This window comes from Thiocapsa bogorovii (assembly GCF_021228795.1).
Lineage (GTDB): Bacteria > Pseudomonadota > Gammaproteobacteria > Chromatiales > Chromatiaceae > Thiocapsa > Thiocapsa bogorovii.
In genome coordinates, this window is the sequence record NZ_CP089309.1 from 4,832,631 (window position 1) to 4,848,766 (window position 16,136).

The 16,136-nt window shown below is 62.0% G+C and carries 17 protein-coding genes; 7 read left to right on the forward strand and 10 right to left on the reverse strand.

Going from position 1 to position 16,136, the window contains the following annotated elements:
- Window positions 1-496 precede the first annotated feature (496 nt).
- From ltrA to LT988_RS21490, 3 genes are all read left to right on the forward strand, one after another.
- Window positions 497-1,657 carry a group II intron reverse transcriptase/maturase gene (ltrA, locus tag LT988_RS21480; protein WP_456300849.1) on the forward strand — a complete coding sequence of 387 codons (1,161 nt, stop codon included), beginning with the start codon at window positions 497-499 and terminating at the stop codon, window positions 1,655-1,657.
- A gap of 218 nt (window positions 1,658-1,875) precedes the next feature.
- The gene (locus LT988_RS21485; protein WP_232407521.1) at window positions 1,876-2,118 is read left to right on the forward strand and encodes a FitA-like ribbon-helix-helix domain-containing protein; all 243 of its coding nucleotides are present in this window, start codon (window positions 1,876-1,878) and stop codon (window positions 2,116-2,118) included.
- A 7-nt stretch (window positions 2,119-2,125) separates the two neighbouring features.
- Window positions 2,126-2,557 carry a type II toxin-antitoxin system VapC family toxin gene (locus LT988_RS21490; protein WP_232407522.1) on the forward strand — a complete coding sequence of 144 codons (432 nt, stop codon included), beginning with the start codon at window positions 2,126-2,128 and terminating at the stop codon, window positions 2,555-2,557.
- A gap of 347 nt (window positions 2,558-2,904) precedes the next feature.
- Here the strand turns inward: LT988_RS21490 and LT988_RS21495 are convergent, their stop codons facing one another.
- From LT988_RS21495 to LT988_RS25335, 5 genes are read right to left on the reverse strand one after another with little or no spacing between them, the layout of a single operon-like run.
- A complete protein-coding gene (locus LT988_RS21495) occupies window positions 2,905-4,656 on the reverse strand; it encodes a DUF7305 domain-containing protein (RefSeq protein ID WP_232407523.1) in 1,752 nt (583 codons plus the stop codon).
- A gap of 8 nt (window positions 4,657-4,664) precedes the next feature.
- Window positions 4,665-5,330: a PilW family protein gene (locus tag LT988_RS21500; protein ID WP_232407524.1), complete on the reverse strand. Its 666-nt coding sequence runs from the start codon at window positions 5,328-5,330 to the stop codon at window positions 4,665-4,667.
- Complete coding sequence (locus LT988_RS21505) at window positions 5,327-5,866, reverse strand: type IV pilus modification PilV family protein (RefSeq protein WP_232407525.1); 540 nt, start codon at window positions 5,864-5,866, stop codon at window positions 5,327-5,329. The genes LT988_RS21500 and LT988_RS21505 overlap by 4 nt, the downstream gene beginning before the upstream one ends.
- The gene (locus LT988_RS21510; protein WP_232407526.1) at window positions 5,848-6,357 is read right to left on the reverse strand and encodes a GspH/FimT family pseudopilin; all 510 of its coding nucleotides are present in this window, start codon (window positions 6,355-6,357) and stop codon (window positions 5,848-5,850) included. Before LT988_RS21510 ends, LT988_RS21505 begins: the two co-directional genes overlap by 19 nt.
- Window positions 6,354-6,755 carry a type IV pilin protein gene (locus LT988_RS25335; RefSeq protein ID WP_269752076.1) on the reverse strand — a complete coding sequence of 134 codons (402 nt, stop codon included), beginning with the start codon at window positions 6,753-6,755 and terminating at the stop codon, window positions 6,354-6,356. Before LT988_RS25335 ends, LT988_RS21510 begins: the two co-directional genes overlap by 4 nt.
- Before the next feature lie 665 nt (window positions 6,756-7,420).
- Here LT988_RS25335 and LT988_RS21525 point away from each other — a divergent pair.
- Complete coding sequence (locus tag LT988_RS21525) at window positions 7,421-8,002, forward strand: hypothetical protein (RefSeq protein ID WP_232407527.1); 582 nt, start codon at window positions 7,421-7,423, stop codon at window positions 8,000-8,002.
- A gap of 285 nt (window positions 8,003-8,287) precedes the next feature.
- On the opposite strand, the gene LT988_RS21530 is transcribed toward LT988_RS21525, so the two are convergent.
- Together LT988_RS21530 and LT988_RS21535 are read right to left on the reverse strand one after the other, a co-directional pair.
- Window positions 8,288-9,145 (reverse strand): Rpn family recombination-promoting nuclease/putative transposase, encoded by an 858-nt coding sequence (locus tag LT988_RS21530; RefSeq protein ID WP_232407528.1) that lies wholly within the window; start codon window positions 9,143-9,145, stop codon window positions 8,288-8,290.
- A gap of 512 nt (window positions 9,146-9,657) precedes the next feature.
- Complete coding sequence (locus LT988_RS21535; RefSeq protein WP_232407529.1) at window positions 9,658-10,440, reverse strand: DNA-formamidopyrimidine glycosylase family protein; 783 nt, start codon at window positions 10,438-10,440, stop codon at window positions 9,658-9,660.
- A gap of 668 nt (window positions 10,441-11,108) precedes the next feature.
- Between LT988_RS21535 and LT988_RS21540 the strand changes: the two genes are divergently transcribed.
- Window positions 11,109-11,468: an HPF/RaiA family ribosome-associated protein gene (locus LT988_RS21540; protein ID WP_232407530.1), complete on the forward strand. Its 360-nt coding sequence runs from the start codon at window positions 11,109-11,111 to the stop codon at window positions 11,466-11,468.
- Window positions 11,469-11,562: 94 nt separating this feature from the next.
- Here the strand turns inward: LT988_RS21540 and LT988_RS21545 are convergent, their stop codons facing one another.
- The gene (locus LT988_RS21545; RefSeq protein ID WP_232407531.1) at window positions 11,563-12,264 is read right to left on the reverse strand and encodes an SDR family NAD(P)-dependent oxidoreductase; all 702 of its coding nucleotides are present in this window, start codon (window positions 12,262-12,264) and stop codon (window positions 11,563-11,565) included.
- Between the two features lie 296 nt (window positions 12,265-12,560).
- On the opposite strand from LT988_RS21545, the gene LT988_RS21550 reads away from it, so the two are divergent.
- Window positions 12,561-13,484, forward strand: coding sequence for an NAD(P)H-binding protein (locus LT988_RS21550; protein ID WP_232407532.1), 924 nt, complete (start codon window positions 12,561-12,563; stop codon window positions 13,482-13,484).
- Window positions 13,485-13,494: 10 nt separating this feature from the next.
- On the opposite strand, the gene mtgA is transcribed toward LT988_RS21550, so the two are convergent.
- Window positions 13,495-14,145: a monofunctional biosynthetic peptidoglycan transglycosylase gene (mtgA, locus tag LT988_RS21555; RefSeq protein WP_332460499.1), complete on the reverse strand. Its 651-nt coding sequence runs from the start codon at window positions 14,143-14,145 to the stop codon at window positions 13,495-13,497.
- A 198-nt stretch (window positions 14,146-14,343) separates the two neighbouring features.
- Window positions 14,344-15,303, reverse strand: a complete 960-nt coding sequence (locus tag LT988_RS21560) for a LysR family transcriptional regulator (protein WP_232407534.1) — start codon at window positions 15,301-15,303, stop codon at window positions 14,344-14,346.
- A gap of 95 nt (window positions 15,304-15,398) precedes the next feature.
- Here LT988_RS21560 and LT988_RS21565 point away from each other — a divergent pair, with 95 nt between their 5' ends.
- Window positions 15,399-15,998, forward strand: coding sequence for an FMN-dependent NADH-azoreductase (locus LT988_RS21565; RefSeq protein WP_232407535.1), 600 nt, complete (start codon window positions 15,399-15,401; stop codon window positions 15,996-15,998).
- The last annotated feature ends 138 nt before the right edge of the window (window positions 15,999-16,136 follow it).

Sequence of the window (16,136 nt, forward strand, 5' to 3'; positions counted from 1 at the left end):
ACTCCGGGATGCCGACGTCGTACAGACAGGCGGAAGGCGACACGGCTGCGGGCGCTAATCGCAAGTGCGCAGACGATCCCGCGCGGTCGGAGACCCTGAGCATGCCGGGAAGCCTTTTGCACAGGACCTGGGAGGTCTCATCCGTACCCGGCGCCGACCGGGTGGGGCGGGGAAGGCAAAGCCGTCATCCCGCCATCGACGCGGATGAGAAGTCGGATACGCTCGTAGTACCGAAGAAGCTGCCGAACAAGGGGGACAACCCCGCGGAGGTGGTGGAGGGAAGGGGCGTAGCCGAGGGGAACGCTGGAGAGGCGCCCACGCACCGGACACAGAGCCGGGATCGCGTGTCGATGGGTCTCGAAGGCGTACGCGAAGCGGCCCGCCGGGATCGGCGGGCACAGTTCACGGCACTGCTGCACCACATCACACCGACGCTACTGGAGGAGAGCTTCCATGCGCTTCGCCGGGACGCGGCGGCGGGGGTGGACGGCGTGACCTGGACCAGCTACGAGGGGGCCTCGCCAGTCGGCTGGAGGACTTGCACCGGCGGATTCATACCGGTGCCTATCGCGCCACGCCGTCGCGGCGAGTCTACATCCCCAAGGCGGATGGTCGTTTGCGTCCGCTGGGGATTGCCGCCTTGGAAGATAAGATCGTGCAGCAGGCGGTGGTGACCGTCCTCAACGCGATTTATGAAACGGATTTCTTGGGGTTCTCCTATGGCTTTCGACCTGGCAGGAGCCAACACCAAGCGCTGGACGCGCTCTATGTCGCCATCGACACCAGGCCGGTCAACTGGGTCTTGGACGCAGACATCCGTTCGTTCTTCGACATGCTCGATCACGGGTGGATGATGCGATTCCTGGAACACCGGATCGCGGATCGACGGATCCTTCGACTGATCCGCAACTGGCTGAAAGCAGGCGTCATCGACGAACAAGGACGGCGGGTTCCCGGCGAACGGGGTACGCCGCAAGGTGCGGTGATTTCGCCGTTACTGGCGAATATCTACTTGCACTACGTTCACGACCTTTGGGCGCACCAATGGCGCCGGCGGCACGCGCGCGGCCAGGTCATCCTGGTCCGCTATGCCGATGATAGCGTGTATGGATTTCAGGCTGAGGTGGAGGCGCGCGGCTTCCTTGCGGACCTGCGCGAACGCCTTCAGCGCTTCGGTCTGGAACTGCATCCGGAGAAGACGCGGCTGATCGAGTTTGGCCGCTACGCTGCTTCCAACCGGAAACGCCAGGGATTGGGAAAGCCGGAGACGTTTGATTTTCTCGGCTTTACGCACATCTGCGGCAAGACCCGGAAAGGCCGATTCGCGATCGTCAGACGCACCGTCAAAAAGCGGATGCGGGCGACGCTGGCGGCGATCCGGGGGCGACTGAGGGAGCAGCGCCACGCGCCAATTCCGGAGCAAGGAAAATGGCTGGGCCGCGTCCTGCGGGGCTACTTCAACTACCACGCGGTGCCGGGCAATCTCAAACGCCTGGACGGCTTCCGAGCGGAAGTCACCCGCGCCTGGCGTCAGTCTCTCATGCGGCGTAGTCACAAGCACCGGATGCCCTGGTCGAGGTGTAACAGGCTGGCTCGAAAATATCTACCGTCGGTGAAACTGGCTCACCCCTACCCGACGGTTCGCTTCGCGTCATGACCCGAGGCAGGAGCCGTATGCGGTAATTCCGCACGTACGGATCTGTGCGGGGGGCGGGGGGTAACCTCCGTCCCTACCGCGACCCCTGGTTTCCGCATGCGGCCCGGAGCTGCAGTGCGCAGCTGATCGGTCAGAGACCGGAAGCCACCCGATACCGGGCTCCACTTGATTGCAGTGCAATCATTGCCTAATCTCGCCGGGAGCCGATGGAGGGCACAATGGCCAGCATCACGATCCGCAATCTCGACGACATCTTGAAGCGCCGTCTGCGCATACGCGCGGCCGAGCACGGACGCTCGATGGAAGAGGAAGCACGGGAAATCCTGCGCCGTGTCGTAGGCGAGCCTGAGCCGCCCGTCAACCTCGTGGCGGCAATCCGCGCCCGCGTCTCCGCCTTCGGGGGGGCGGACCTCGACCTTCCGCCCCGCGAGCCGATGCGCGAACCGCCGGTTATGGATTGATGCCGCGATGATCATCCTTGACACCAAGGTCTTCTCCGAAATCCTGCGCGCTAAACCGGCACCAACGGTCGAGGCCTGGCTCGCCGGCCAGGACGGTGCGGACATGTTTCTTACCGCGATCAGCGAGGCGGAGCTGCGTGACGGCGTGGCCGTCCTGACGAAGGACAAACGGCGCGAGGCGCTGGCCGAGGCTGTGAACGGAATGCTGCGGGAGGACTTCCGCGGCCGCGTCCTGCCCTTCGACAGCGCTGCTGCCCTCGAATACGCCAGCATCGGGACAGAACGGCGTGCCGCAGGACGACCCATCAGCGAGTTCGATTGCCAGATTGCCGCCATCGCCCGTGCGCACGGCGTTGTCGTGGCCACCCGCAACGTCAGCGACTTCGAGGAATGCGGCGTCGCAGTCATCGACTCGTGGCAACATGCCGGGGGCGACTGACCGGTATGGATTCCGCGGCCCACGCCTTGGGTGATTTGGTGTGCGGCGGTGATCTGACCCTATGGCCAGGTCCTATGGCTTTTGCGGGTTCGGTGCGTACGGTGGGTTCGGTGGGTTCGGTGCGGTTCGCTATCGCTCACCACATCCTACGGCGCTAATCACGAGCTGCGCGAGGCCCAATGTGCCGCCGGCGGCTTTGTGGTCCTGATCGATCCCAAGATCAACGTATTGGGCGATTTGGTGCGCGAAGGGAGATCCCTGTGGGCTCTTGACCCTACGCCTTCTCGCGAGAACAGACGGCACGAGGATTGTATGAAACCGCGGTCCGTACCCGGTTTTACGCTCCCTTATTCGGATACGGGCAAGACCACGTTCCAGCTCGTCACCCGGACCGCCGTCGCATCGTCATTTCCGCCGGTACTTTCGCTCGTTGGAACAGAGAAGGTGCCGAGCCGGACGTCGTAATGGATTCCGCCCGCCCCTGTTGCCTCGACGCTTTTTCCGCGGACTTGGCCGAAAAGAGCGCCGCTTCCGGTGGCTGAAACATGCGATTTCGGTGCGTAGACGACGGCGGTCAGGTCGGTGTTTCCACGCATCTGCACACCGTCGTTGTTTCCTTTTTTCGATGCCTGCTCGTACGTCGAGTACAACGAAAACGGTATTTTACCGGATGCGTCGATCGGATTTTTGTCGTTGACGGTTACACTTCCCTGAAGATCGAACTTGCCGGTCAGGAGTACGGTCAGGCTGCTGCCCGGCGCAATCGTAATCGCGGTGTTGCCGCCGATCGACATGTCGCCGTCGACCATGAGAACAACGTCACCGCCCGTCACTTCAAGACTCCCGTTCTGACCCAACGAGAAATCCGAGACCTTGAGGAATCGGGTTTCATTTCCGAACAAATCGACATCCTGCATCGTGCGCGTATTGTCTGTCTTCCAGCTCTTTACGTTCCAGGTCGGATCGTAATAGTCAACGCCGTCTGGCGAAAGCTTAAGATCGCGGTAAGTCCAGGGTCCGATGTTCATCCCACCCGTTGAGAATTGGCCGTCGAATTCCGAAACAATTTCGTCGATATCGAGCGGATCGCAAGGGGTTTCCGGCACACCCGTGTTTCCGGGATTCGACCCGGCTTGAACGGATCCGCCGACATGATCCTCGGGAGGCTTATTCTTGTTCTTGCTTGTAATCGTGCCGCCGGCGTTTGCATCGCCGGTAACACGGGCGCCCCAATTTTCGAAAGCAATATCACCATTCGCAGAGACATTGCCATGAACCTCGGCGCTACTCTCGAAAACTACGTCTCCTGCAGTATTCACGTTGCCGTAGACCTTGACTCCGCCACCTTTCAGCGAGACCTCGCCGGTGGCGTTGATGTCACCGTAAACCGGCGATGAGCCTGTTGCGGATACGCCGCCCGTCGAGTTCACGCTGCCGTAAATCGGGGCATTGCCGGTAAGCTCTATCATCGCCGACGGGGATGTCGTTAGCACATGTGCCTCTCGCCCCGGGTTGGCGGCATTGTAGGGTCCCACGCTCGAATCATAGCTGTCGATCTGGCCGCTCCCGCGCGTTGCGACGCCTTCGCAGCCAACGACGCCGGCATCGGCGAATGGCTGAAACATCGGAGTGGATACGCCTGCTTCGATGGAAACGCTGAAGCGAAGCTGGGTCTCCGCCAAGACCTCGTTATTCAGCGTTGATTCTCCGATGACAGTTACATCGAACGGATTATCCGCCCAAGTAGGCTCTTCGCCGATCCAGAAGTATCCGAATGGCGGGAAGTCCGCGGTTGCGTTTCGGGTGTCGGGGAGCCACGTCGCATCCCTTTCTTCCCAGTCGGTTCCGAGATTGTTTGTTCGCTCCTGATCTGTTATCCAATCAAGGAAACGACCTGCTCCAGCTTCTGCCGCCATCTCGGAGACGGACTTGTTGTGCTGGTTGGACGCCATGCGGTCTTGGAGAAGGCTGCTTCGAATTGCGACAACGGCTCCAAGGCTCGCAACGGCAACCAATATGAGCCCCACGACCAAAGCGACACCCTTTTGGTGAGATTTTTTGCGAGAGTTCGTCATCGCCTCAGCCTCCTTCTTAAACATCGCCGTAATTATCCTCCCTCGTTACAACCAAGTACTACACATCTCATGGTCACAATAAAAGCCTTATCGTCAATCTCGGGGGTTCCATCTGGGCTAGGTACTCTGATGACAATCTGCACCGAGGTTGCGTTGTTGACGTTCGCGGGTTGCAATTCACCTAAACACTCCTCATTCTCCGGACAGTCATCGATCAGACTTGGACGAAGTAACTGCACTTCCATATTCGGTTTTTTATCCGAAGAAGGGGCCAGCCCATCGATCAAGGCTTGAGGTTTCTCAGAGTCTCGTTGGCAGAGAAGCTCGTACTTCCCAGTATCCTTGTTTAATGCTGTTGTAAAGCTATTCGACACACCGGCAGCAGTCTTCCCGAGGCAGTCCAGGACATCATCGGGAAGATCATCCGGAAATTTGACAACGAGCTTGCTCTCGTTTGTACCGGAAAAGCTCTCGCCGGCACGGACAACCCGTGAAATCGTCTGGGCAACGTAGCGACGAGCTTCTTGATTGGTTTGCACGCGCTCCCCGATACGGGCGGTCTCCCGACTCGCGGTGAAGACGCTTGCCGCTCCTGCGATGATAAACAATCCGAGAACCGATGCGACAAGAAGCTCTACTAACGTGAATCCGATCTGGCGTCGCCATCCCAGGTGGGTCGCTATCGTTCGGGATCTCATTGGGAGGACTCCGAGATCAACGCTGTGGTTGGAAGAACGACCGAAAAGATGTTGCTAGAATCGATCTGAAAAATGTACGACGGGTGCTGCGCACCGGGTTGAACGTATTTCCGCTCGCCCAATGCAAAACTGTCTTCGTCAATAAAGCAGATTGGATCGGGACAGCACTCGGGTAGAGTGCAGTCTTCTTGATCGTCAACAGCGACCTTGCGATCATGGTCACGGATCCATTGATTCCGGGTACGTGTCACGATTTCGATACGATCGCTTTCGTCGGCGTCTGCGAGTACGCGGGCGACTGCCCAAAGGCGTTCGCCGAAATCGTTTGCCAAGATTGTCTCATTGGAAATTCCGGCGCTCTCATTAGCGGATTGAAGAGCCCGCATTTGAAGCCCTGCCACGCCAAGTAGGCCGACGCTGACGACGATCATTGCGATTAAAGCCTCAAGCAGTGAGGCGCCCGATTGAGATTGGTGGTTTACAATGCCGAGCGTTATTCGGCTTGGCATGGATTCCATTACTCGGTTTTTGGGCATGCCATCTTCTCCGATGAGATGAATCCACTCGGAAGCACTCGGATACAGCGCGGTTCCCCGGCGTCAGAGTCGATCTCGAATTGTCCGAAATCCGTTGCTTGGCCGGCCGCGTCAAAAACGATGCGCAATGCATTCGTGGAGATCCTGACACCGTCGAGAGGTGCTGTTCCGATCCGGATTGGCGTGGCCGGGGTGCTTCGATATAGAATCCATCCGTTTGACCACAGAGTAGATTCGTTGACGCACTCTGTTTGATCTTTGTTTGCCTCGCAGATAGTGGCCTTGGTGCGGTGCCGAATCGCTTCGCTCCGCCCGAGTTGAAAAGCTGTGATCAAATCATTCGTCGTGTCCGTAATACGATCCTTGTCTGAGAAGCTCTTGAAGCTGGGAATGCCGATTGCAAGTAGAATGCTCAGCACGACTAAGCTCGTCATCAGCTCGATGAGCGTGAATCCATTGCTCACGTTGATGTACGATGTTCGAGTTCTCATCTCCAACATTCCGGGGGGGTTCGTCTGCCGTGATGATCTATCGTAAGAGATTTACAGTCTTTCCACTGTTGTCCGCTTTGCGGAGTGGCTGTCAGCTCGTATTCAGAGCTGTTGCCAGAGGTTTTCGAGATTCTGTAATACGCTTCAGAATCGCTTGTTGCTTCTTTTGGAGTACGTGTGATGCCGGAGTTGTTCGGGTATTCGTTGTTTAGCGTATATTGGCGCTCCATCCACTGTGCCGCTTCCATCAACCCCATCTGCGCATCCGTCATCCGAGCGCGCCTGACGTGATCGACATAGGACGGATAAGCGATCCCCGCAAGGATCGCGACGATCGCCACAACGACCATTAGCTCGATGAGGGTAAATCCTCGGCGGCGGTTCGAGAGGTGGGTCACGTTTTCTGTTCCCTGGTCGATAACAACGTGCGCTGTTTCAAACCCCGCAAGATGGGCGCCATGTTAAGGGGTTGTATTTTTGGAAAGTCCAAAGCAGTGCTCGCGCCTTCATGTGTCCGCCTCATGGCTCGCAATCCCGGGGTCGCCGCGTGGCGCTCGGGCTCGCGTTCGATGGAAACGATGACAAACTTGTCACAAATGGACGCAATCGACGTCGCAGAGGGTCGTCCTAGCGCGGAGTGGGTCGAGCGCCTCGGTTGGTCGCGGAAGTCGATCTTGTCCGTGGTGGCGCCATGAGCCGCCGGTGTTGGAGCCGAGGTTTCAGAGCAGGGTGCCGCTCGCCACGGGCATACGGTGACGGCCGAGGCCGAGGCCGCGGGGACATGGGCGCTCGCCTTTCCCATGAGCGGCCTGTCTGGGCGGAGATCCAACGGTGGTCGACGGGTATCCGAGTCCATTCCCGAATCCTTCGTGTTCGAGCATAGCTCCGCGGGATTGCGGAGAGGGTTCGTTCCGAACCTTCGCAATTCGATACGTTTTTAGGTCACGCTAAGTATCGATGAGCCTCGTCGGCTTTGCCAGTGCGGGCGGATCATTCGGATAGGTGATTTGCGGGGGCCCCGACACCACGTTTTTACACATCAACGGCTTTCCCGGATATCGATATGACCCTGCGAACCCTCGTTAGATCAACTGCCTTCGGGCTTTTGGCCCTGTTGCTCGGTGGCTGCCAGACCCTTGTTCGCCAGTCCGCGGACAGCGGTTGGGTGGAGATCCCGGCGGGGAGTACGCTCACGCTGCACCGGCCGGTGCAGATTCAGCCCGGGCGGGCACGGGTGTTCCTGATGGATCGCGGATCGGCGGCATCGCGTGAGAGCGGGACGAGTTGTGTGCTTGAGGTGCGGCGGATCGATGGAGATGGGATCCAAACCATCCCGGCGGGGACGGTCGAGATTACGCGCGTGCAGGACTATATCGCGCTGGTGTCCAGCCGGGCGCCGACGCCGACCCTGGATCGGGGCGTGCGCTTTCAGCTCGCCGGCCATGGCGATAGCGGCGGGTCGCAGATGATCCGCCCGGGCTATCACTTCTGGCTCGACGACAGTCAGGACCCGAATCTGATGCGCATGACTTGTTTGGGGCGGCTTGATGACCCGGCCTATACGCGGGCTCCGACGCTTGCCGAGATCCAAGCCGTGTTGGGGGATGTCGCGACCTTGGAGGTTGCGTTGCCCGCGGTGCCTTGAGCGGGTTCGCGAAGGATGTCCGCGTTCGGCGTCCTTCGAACGCGGGGCGGGGTGATCCGATGGGCTTGCTCCCGGCCGTGCGCTACCGGGTCGCCGGGGCGGGAGATTTGCGTAGGGTGCGGTGAGGTACGAACCGCACCGATCTGCGGTACGGTCGAGGCGCGGTGCGGTTCGTGCCTCACCACACCCTACATTGCTGCTCGGACGGGTATTTCGTTTGTGCTGACGCGCAACACGCTCGCCGGGCTGTTGTGCCTCGCGCGGTTGGGCACAACGGACTTGACCTCAGCGCGACGCCAGCCAGGTCTCGAGGTCGTCGACAGAGCGGAAGTCCAGCAGGGCTTCGCCTAACGACCCGAGTTCACTGCCGGAGAGGGCTTGGATCCGCTTTCGGTGTTGCGGCGTCGGTGTGCCGCAGCGCCGCGTGAGTTGTCTCAAAACCAGTGCGCGTGCGGCTTCCTCGCGGCCTTCCTCGCGACCTTCCTCGCGGCCTTCGCTGAATACCTCTTGGTAAAAGCGGGTCTTCTTCAAGTCGGTTTCGGGTAGGTGCAACATGGCTCGAATCTCCTCGCGGGTTCTCTCGGGGAATTTATACACCAAAATTGTCTCGATCAGATCGAGGGTCTCCAGCGGATCGGCGGTGGTGTCGCGCTCGGCGGCCAGGGCGCGCGCCTCGGCCGGAGCTTGTTCTGGGCTCAGGATAACCAGACGCGCCAAGCGGGCGTTGAAGCCGAGGTCTTGGGCATTGATCAGATCGCAAAGGTAGACGCGTCGAAGCATCCCGCAATGGATGAGACTTTCGTAGGGGGTGATGATTCCGGTGTCGGCGCTGCGATCCGGGAACACCACGACGGCTTGCCAGGGGCGGGAGACGCGATGGCGGTACAGATACAGGAAGATCGCCGCCAGCCATCGGGCGTAGAAGGTCGGGCGGCCTTGGAACTGGGCCTCGGTGAAGATCAGCCGAGCATTGGCGTGCTCCGGCGGCGGGATCAGGACCCCGTCGAGTCGGAAGGCGGTCTGCTTGACCTCGATCGCCCGCATGCGGTAAGCCGAGGGGTCGGGTACCGTCAGCCCGGCGAGGTCGAAGGCCAGCGCGGGACGTTCCTGAAACAGACGGTAAAACAGGGGGTCGGTGTGCATGCGGCGGATCGACGTCAACAATGTGGTCTGTCGCGCAGTGTATACGATCCGTGCTTTTCTCGCCCGCCCCGGCGGCTCGGCCCGATGTCGGTTGGGCTGACTAGAGGAAGCGCGACGCGCCCGCCTGGCTGTTGTGCCTTGTGCGGTTCGGCGCAATCGACCCGGCCTCGGTGCGACACCAGCCAGGTCTCGAGATCGTCGACCGAGGGTTCGTCGGTAGGGTGCGGTGAGGTACGAACCGCACCGTGCCTCGACCGGACGGCAGATCGGTGCGGTTCGTTCCTCACCACACCCTACACGGGGATGTCGGTTGTGCTGACGAGAGGAACCGCAACACGCCCGCCGGGCCGTTTTGCCTCGCGCGGTCGAGCGCAACGGATTGGAACCCGGTGAGACGCCGGCCAGGCATCGAGATCGTCGACCGGAGCGGACGTCGTAGGGTGTGGTGAGGTACGAACCGCACCTTGCCGCGACCGGACGGCGGGTCGGTGCGGTTCGTACCTCACCACACCCTACTGGCAGGTCGGGCACCAGTAGGTGGATCGGGCGTGTTGTCCGAGGCGTTCCCGTAATAGGCTCGTTCCGCAGCGAAAGCAGGGCTTTCCGGCGCGTCCGTAGACCCAGAGGATGCCGCGACCGTCGTCGGCGGTCCGCGTGACCCGGGGGCCGCCGCCGAGGTTGTTCAGGAGAAGGCGTTCCGCGGTTCGGTAGAGTGCGCCGAAGGTCTCGTCGGAAATGGCGCCGAAGCGGGTCCGCGGCTCGCACCTCTCCAGGAAGAGGATCTCGGATTTGTAGACGTTTCCGATGCCGCTGGCGATGCGCTGATCAAGCAGGAGATCGACGAGCTCGGTCTCGGGAGTCAATAGTGTGCGGGCGCGATGGAGCAGGGACTCGGGGGTCGGCGCATCGCGGCTGAGGTCCGGTCCGAGTCGGTCTGTCTGATCGCGTTTCTTGAAGCCGCGGGTTTCGAGGATCTCGACCTCTTTTGCGTTGAAACAGACGTAGTCTTGCCCCGAGGCGCTCAGGACGAGTGTCGCCCGGCGCTTAGGTTTCTGCCAGGCCTGTCCGACCGGGTAACGGTGCCAGGAGCCGTACATCCCGAGGTGGACCCGGAGCGACGCCCCGCCTTCCAAATCGATGAAGAGGTGTTTGCCCTTGCTCGAGATCCCCAGGATGCGATCCTGCGCAAGCGCGGCGATGGCGCGCCCCTGCAGGCGGGCGCTGTCGAGACGCTGTCCGACCAGGGCGCCGGACAGAAAAGTCGCGAGCTTGTGGATGGTGTCGCCTTCAGGCATGAATCGAAACCCAAGTCCGGCAGGCAAGAGGTCCAGCAGACAAAAAGACGCCCCGCGATGCGGGGCGAGCGAACAAGGAGAACTCATCGTTGCGATTCCTTCGAGTCTGACGGCGTCGAAGGGTTCCCGATGCGGTCGACTTGTCCCGGACTGGTAGGATCGGCCGGATGAGCCTTTGCTTTGCACCGTTCGGGGATCTTGGCGGGCGCGCAAAAAAAACCCCGCCGGAGGCGGGGAACACGACAAGGAGTCAGAGAGCCTCCGAAGAGACTCGCGAGCTTCGAGGCGTCGGCCGCTAAAAAGTTCGACAGAATCTGGTCGGAAATTCCGCGGAGATGGTGTTGATGGTTGGATGAGCCGTGCGCCCCGCGTTTCGGGCCCTTCGGCAACGCGTGGGTGCGGCGGCTCCGGGCTGATGACGCCCGAAGAGACCGGCCCGAACCACGCTCGAGAATGCTCGTCGCCTCTTCGCTGTGTCGTTGCCTTGCTTTTCAGCGCGCCGAACGCCATGATCCATCGCGAGCGAAAGCTTCGCGTTGTGTCCCCTCCGGTTCGGAGTCTCATCCGACACACGTTCTTCCGCACCGCTCGCCCTCACAGACTGACCCCGATCGAACGAGGCAACCATGGTTGTTCGCTTGAGTAGGGTCTTCGGAGATTCGAAGAGTATGCTGATCAAAATCGGCGGGGATACCCTCGCCTTGGACGGTGATATCCGCCGTCATATCGAGACGGAAGTGGCCAAGCTTGCGGCACGCTTCCCCGGTGAAGACTTGGAGGCTCATGCCACGATCCAAGAGGAATTCGACCCGCTCCACGGACACCGCGTCCGCTGCGAGCTCTCCGCCAAGATCGCCCACGGGCGCCAAATCGTCGTTCGAGACGCGCGCAAGACAGCAAAAGAGGCCATTGACGAGGTCTTTGGACTCGCGCGGCGCAACCTGCGTCGGGTGCGGCGTCAAATCAGTATCCCCCGCACGCTTCCGCACGGCGCCTTGAGCACGGGAACACGTGCAATCGGCGGCTGAGCTCAGCCCGGACGCCTGATCCGATCGCGAAGGTTTCGAGAGACGGCCACGTTTCGAAGCGGTTCGAGCCTTCGCCGAGCCGCTTCGAGCCGTCTCAGTTCGTTCTCAAGGTGGCCAATCCGGCATCGACGCGAACCACTTGCCCTGTCGTCATGCGTGCATCTTCCAGCAGCCACAGCGCGGCGCTCGCAACATCTTCGGGCTCTCCGATCGTTCGTAGGGGGTGCCGTTCAGCCGCCGCGGTGCGCTTGGACTCGTTTCCGAGCAGACGTTCGGCAAGCGGTGTCGCCGTCAGGGTCGGCGCCACGGCGTTGACCCGGATCCGCGGGGCGAGCTCGGCGGCGAGGGATCGCGTCAGGCCTTCCACCGCGCCTTTGGCGCTCGCGATCGAGGCGTGAAACGGAAGCCCGGTCCCCACGGCAACCGTGCTGAAGAGCACGATGCTGGCGGAATCGGCTGCCTTCAGGGCCTTCATCGCACCCTGCAGGGCGCGCACCGCACCGAGCAGATTGATCTCCAAGTCTTCCGACCACTCTTTCTCGGCAAGCCGTTCGAAGGGGCGCAGCCTGATGGTGCCGGGGCAATAGACGAGTCCGTCGAGCGTCGTCGGCAGTCCATCCGCGGGGAAGTCGTTCGTTCGGACGTCCCAGTGCAGACTGGTGACCTTCGGGTGATCCGGTGCCGCTTCCGGGTGACGAGACAGTTGAATCACGCGATGGCCGCGCTCGAGAAGCTTCCCGAGCAGCGCGGCGCCGATGCCGGATGTTCCGCCGACGATCAAATAGGTTTTCGACATTTCGAGCCTCTTATGGAATCGGGTTGAGGTGTATCAGGGCAGGTTCAGGCGGGGCGAAAGTTTTGCAAGACCTGGACAGGCTGCCTTGCGATCCTGGACAAAACACTCACCTTCGGAAAGGACTCGTCTCGGTTCGGATCGCCCCGATATACCGAGCGCACGTGGGTTTTTAGGAAAGCAGGGTGCGCTGGGCGCGCAATGCCGCGGAAAACACACGTGCGCTCGTTCTGTTGTCGATCTCGGCTGAATGACGGCGCGTCGTTCGCCACACCCCATCAACGCGAAAGGAGGCTCATATGAAGGTTGCCATCATCGGCGGTACCGGTTTCGTCGGCACGAACATCTCTCGGCATTTGATCGATGCCGGTCATCGGCCGCGGCTTCTGGTCCGACCGGGGAGCGAGCGGAAGGTCGCTCAGCCGGAACATTGCGATATCGTTCTCGGTGACGTGGCCGATCCGGTTGCGCTCGACCGTTGCCTGGAGGGCTCGGATGCAGTGATCTATCTCATCGGCATCCTGCGCGAGTTTCCGAACCGGGGGATTACCTTCGATGCGTTGCAGCGCGTCGGGGTGGAGGACACCATCGCGGCAGCGAAGCGGCAAGGCGTGGACCGCTTCATCCTGATGAGTGCCAATGGGGTCCATGTCGAGGGCACGCCCTATCAGCGCAGCAAAGCGCTCGCCGAAGCGGCACTCAAGGCATCGGGTCTGCGCTGGACCATCTTCCGCCCCTCGGTCATCTTCGGCGATCCGGATGGTCGCATGGAGTTTTGCTCGCAGCTGAAGAAGGACATCATCGACAGCCCGATGCCGGCGCCGCTCTTCTACAGCGGGCTCTTTCCCAAGAACGCCGGCGGTTTCGAGCTGGCTCCGGTCCATATCGACGACGTCGCCGCGGCCTTCGTGCTGGCCTTGAGCGAGTCGCGCACCGAGTCGCAGACCTACAGCCTCTGCGGGCCGCAGCGCTTGAGCTGGAAAGCGATCCTGACCACCATCGCCGCGGCGTCCGGCAAGACCAAGCTGATGCTCCCCGCCCCGGCCATGGCCATCAAGGCGACCGCGAGTCTGCTGGATCGGTACCCCTGGTTCCCGATCTCGCGCGATCAAATCAAAATGTTGATGGAGGGGAACGTCTGCTTCGAGAACGACAGTTTCGCCCGGCTTGGCCTGACCCCGACGCCCTTCGGCGTCGATCAGCTCGGGTACCTGAACCGATAGGTCGGCGCGATCAGAGCTTGTCGAGATAGGACACGCCGCCGAGCTGCGCCATCTGACGGCGGATCCGGGTGGCGCGTCGCTGGACGGTCGCCGAGGGTGTTTCGAGTCGGTAGATGTTGGGATTCGGCAGCACGGCCGCGATCAGGGCTGCATCCGACGTGCTCAGCGCCATCACCGGGCGATCGAAATAGCGCCAGCTCGCGGCCCCGACGCCAAAGGTGTCCGGGCTGAGCTGGGCGATGTTGAGATAGACCTCGAGGATCCGCTCCTTGGGCCAAAGGGTCTCGATCAGGAGGGTAAACCAGACCTCAAGCCCTTTGCGAATCGGGTCCCGGCCGGACCAGAGGAAGAGATTCTTGGCCGTCTGCTGGCTGATGGTGCTCGCCCCGCGCAGTCGCTCGCCTTCGCGAAACCGTTGCCAAGCGCGTTCGATCTCGATGGTGTCGAAGCCGCGGTGGCCGGGGAAGCGTTGGTCCTCGGAAGCGATGACGGCGAGCTTGACTGCGCCGGGGATGACATCCCAGTCGACCCACTCGTGATAGACATAGGGGGGCTCGCCGGGTTCGGATTGCGCGGCGATCCAGCGTTGAAGCATGAAGGCGGTCGTTGGCGGGTCAACCCAGCGCAGGATCAGGACCAGCAAGACCGACAGCGCCATCATCCCTGCGAGCGAGAGCGCTATCCGGCGCAACAGCGTTTTACGAGAACGTTTTTTTCGAGCGGCCATGGTCGCGGGTGATGCGAGAAGGTGATCGGACCACCGTGCAGCGATCCGCTGAAGAGGCGTCTGCGAAGTATCCGGACCCCGATTCGGCGGGTCAAACCCGGCCGATCAACGCGGACGGATGATCCGCAACAGTCACCCCGAAAACGACGCGTCTCGCTCCGGATGCGGTTCAGATCCGGGCGGACGATTTCCCGGCGCACAGCCCAGCGTCGCTTCGAGCATGTCGATGAAGGTACGCGTCTTCGCCGGCATCAGCCGGCGACCGGGAAACACCGCCCAGGCCGTTTGAGCCGGGAGTGACCACGACGCAAGCACGCGACGTAGGCGTCCTTGCACGACATCGCGTGCGGCGTAGCAGTCCGGGACGGCGGCAATGCCGACCCCGGTGCCGGCCAAGCGGATCAGGATGTCGGGCGAGTTCGCGGCGGTGCGGCCCTCGGGCAGGCCCTCCCAGTGTGCCGTCCCCGCGGTCAGGGCCCAAGGCGTGGTTTCCCCGTCGCGTCCGACGAGGCACAAGGTCCGGTGTCGGAGCAGATCGTCCGGGTGCGTTGGGTCGCCGTGCTCGGCCAGGTAAGGCCGGGACGCATAGAGACCGATCGGGAAGACCGCGAGACGGCGCGCGGCCAGCAGCGCATCGTCCGGCAGTGCGCCGGTGCGCACCGCGATGTCGAATCCCTCCCCGAGTATGTCCACGCGCCGTGGCGACAAATCCAGCTCCAGTGTCACCGCCGGGTGGCGTGCGATGAAGTTCGCCAACATCTCGCTCAGTAGCAGGGTGGCGAAATCGCCCGGCATCGAGACGCGCAGCCGTCCGGTAGGGCGGGCTTGGCGATGCTCCGCGAGCGTTCGCACCGCGTCGACCTCGTCGGCGATCTGGCGGGCGTGCGTGAGCAGATGCTCGCCGAGCTCGGTTAGGGTGAGACGCCGCGTCGTGCGCAGCATCAAGCGTTCACCGAGCCGGTCTTCGAGCGCGGAGATGCGCCGCGAGACCGTCGATTTCGGCAGGCCGATGCGCTCGGCGGCACGGCTGAAGCTGCCGGACTCGGCGACCCGGGCGAAGATCAAGAGGTCGTTGGGCTCAAATTGTTCCATGGGCGGGACAATGTTATCCGATTCGGCCTCTACTCTCACCGACTCGGCATCAATATCTTGGGTACCAGAAGAAACCCGATGCCGAGAGCCACACCATGAACATCCTTCAGATCAACGCCAGTGCCCGCCGCGAAGGCGCCAACTCCACCCGAATCGCCGATGCGGTCGTCGAGCGTCTGCGTGCCGAGAACCCGACGGCGCGCGTGCGGGTCCGCGATCTGGCCAGCCAAGCCCATCCGATTCTGGACGAGACCGCGCTCGTCGCACTCTCGACACGGCCCGAGCAGCGCACGCCCGAGCAGGCCGCCCGCGTGGCGCTCGACGACGCCCTCATCGCCGAGGTAAAGGCCGCCGACGTGATCGTGCTCGGCGTGCCCATGTACAACTTCGGCGTGCCGGCGCAATTGAAGAACTGGATCGACGCCATCGCTCGCGTCGGCGTGACCTTCCGCTATACGGAACAGGGGCCGGTCGGTCTCCTCGCGGGTCGGCGCGTCTATGTGGCGCTGGCGCGCGGAGGTCGGTATCGCGATACCCCGGCAGACAGTCAGGTGCCCTATCTGAAGACGATGCTGGGGTTCCTCGGGATGACCGACGTGCGCTTCATCTACGCCGAAGGACTCAACATGGGTCCCGAGTCGGCCGAGCGGGGTTTTGCCGAGGCCGAGGCCGATCTCGAGGCGGCCTTTGCGTGAGACAAAGGCATGTCGGGTGCGGTTCGTACCTCACCACACCCTACGGGCTAGGGTGGGCGAGTAGGGTGCGGTGAGGTACGAACCGCACCGATGTGCGGTGAGGTCGTCGCACGGTGTTACGGGCTTGCACCCTCAATC

Coding starts and splice junctions, on each gene's coding strand:
- LT988_RS21565 (WP_232407535.1), top strand. CDS start 15,399: ATGAACATCCTTCAGATCAACGCCAGTGCCCGCCGCGAAGGCGCCAAC.
- LT988_RS21525 (WP_232407527.1), top strand. CDS start 7,421: ATGACCCTGCGAACCCTCGTTAGATCAACTGCCTTCGGGCTTTTGGCC.
- LT988_RS21495 (WP_232407523.1), bottom strand. CDS start 4,656: ATGTTTAAGAAGGAGGCTGAGGCGATGACGAACTCTCGCAAAAAATCT.
- LT988_RS21510 (WP_232407526.1), bottom strand. CDS start 6,357: ATGAGAACTCGAACATCGTACATCAACGTGAGCAATGGATTCACGCTC.
- LT988_RS21500 (WP_232407524.1), bottom strand. CDS start 5,330: ATGAGATCCCGAACGATAGCGACCCACCTGGGATGGCGACGCCAGATC.
- LT988_RS21505 (WP_232407525.1), bottom strand. CDS start 5,866: ATGCCCAAAAACCGAGTAATGGAATCCATGCCAAGCCGAATAACGCTC.
- LT988_RS21530 (WP_232407528.1), bottom strand. CDS start 9,145: ATGCACACCGACCCCCTGTTTTACCGTCTGTTTCAGGAACGTCCCGCG.
- LT988_RS21545 (WP_232407531.1), bottom strand. CDS start 12,264: ATGTCGAAAACCTATTTGATCGTCGGCGGAACATCCGGCATCGGCGCC.
- LT988_RS21535 (WP_232407529.1), bottom strand. CDS start 10,440: ATGCCTGAAGGCGACACCATCCACAAGCTCGCGACTTTTCTGTCCGGC.
- LT988_RS21560 (WP_232407534.1), bottom strand. CDS start 15,303: ATGGAACAATTTGAGCCCAACGACCTCTTGATCTTCGCCCGGGTCGCC.
- LT988_RS21485 (WP_232407521.1), top strand. CDS start 1,876: ATGGCCAGCATCACGATCCGCAATCTCGACGACATCTTGAAGCGCCGT.
- LT988_RS21490 (WP_232407522.1), top strand. CDS start 2,126: ATGATCATCCTTGACACCAAGGTCTTCTCCGAAATCCTGCGCGCTAAA.
- LT988_RS21540 (WP_232407530.1), top strand. CDS start 11,109: ATGCTGATCAAAATCGGCGGGGATACCCTCGCCTTGGACGGTGATATC.
- LT988_RS21550 (WP_232407532.1), top strand. CDS start 12,561: ATGAAGGTTGCCATCATCGGCGGTACCGGTTTCGTCGGCACGAACATC.
- mtgA (WP_332460499.1), bottom strand. CDS start 14,145: ATGATGGCGCTGTCGGTCTTGCTGGTCCTGATCCTGCGCTGGGTTGAC.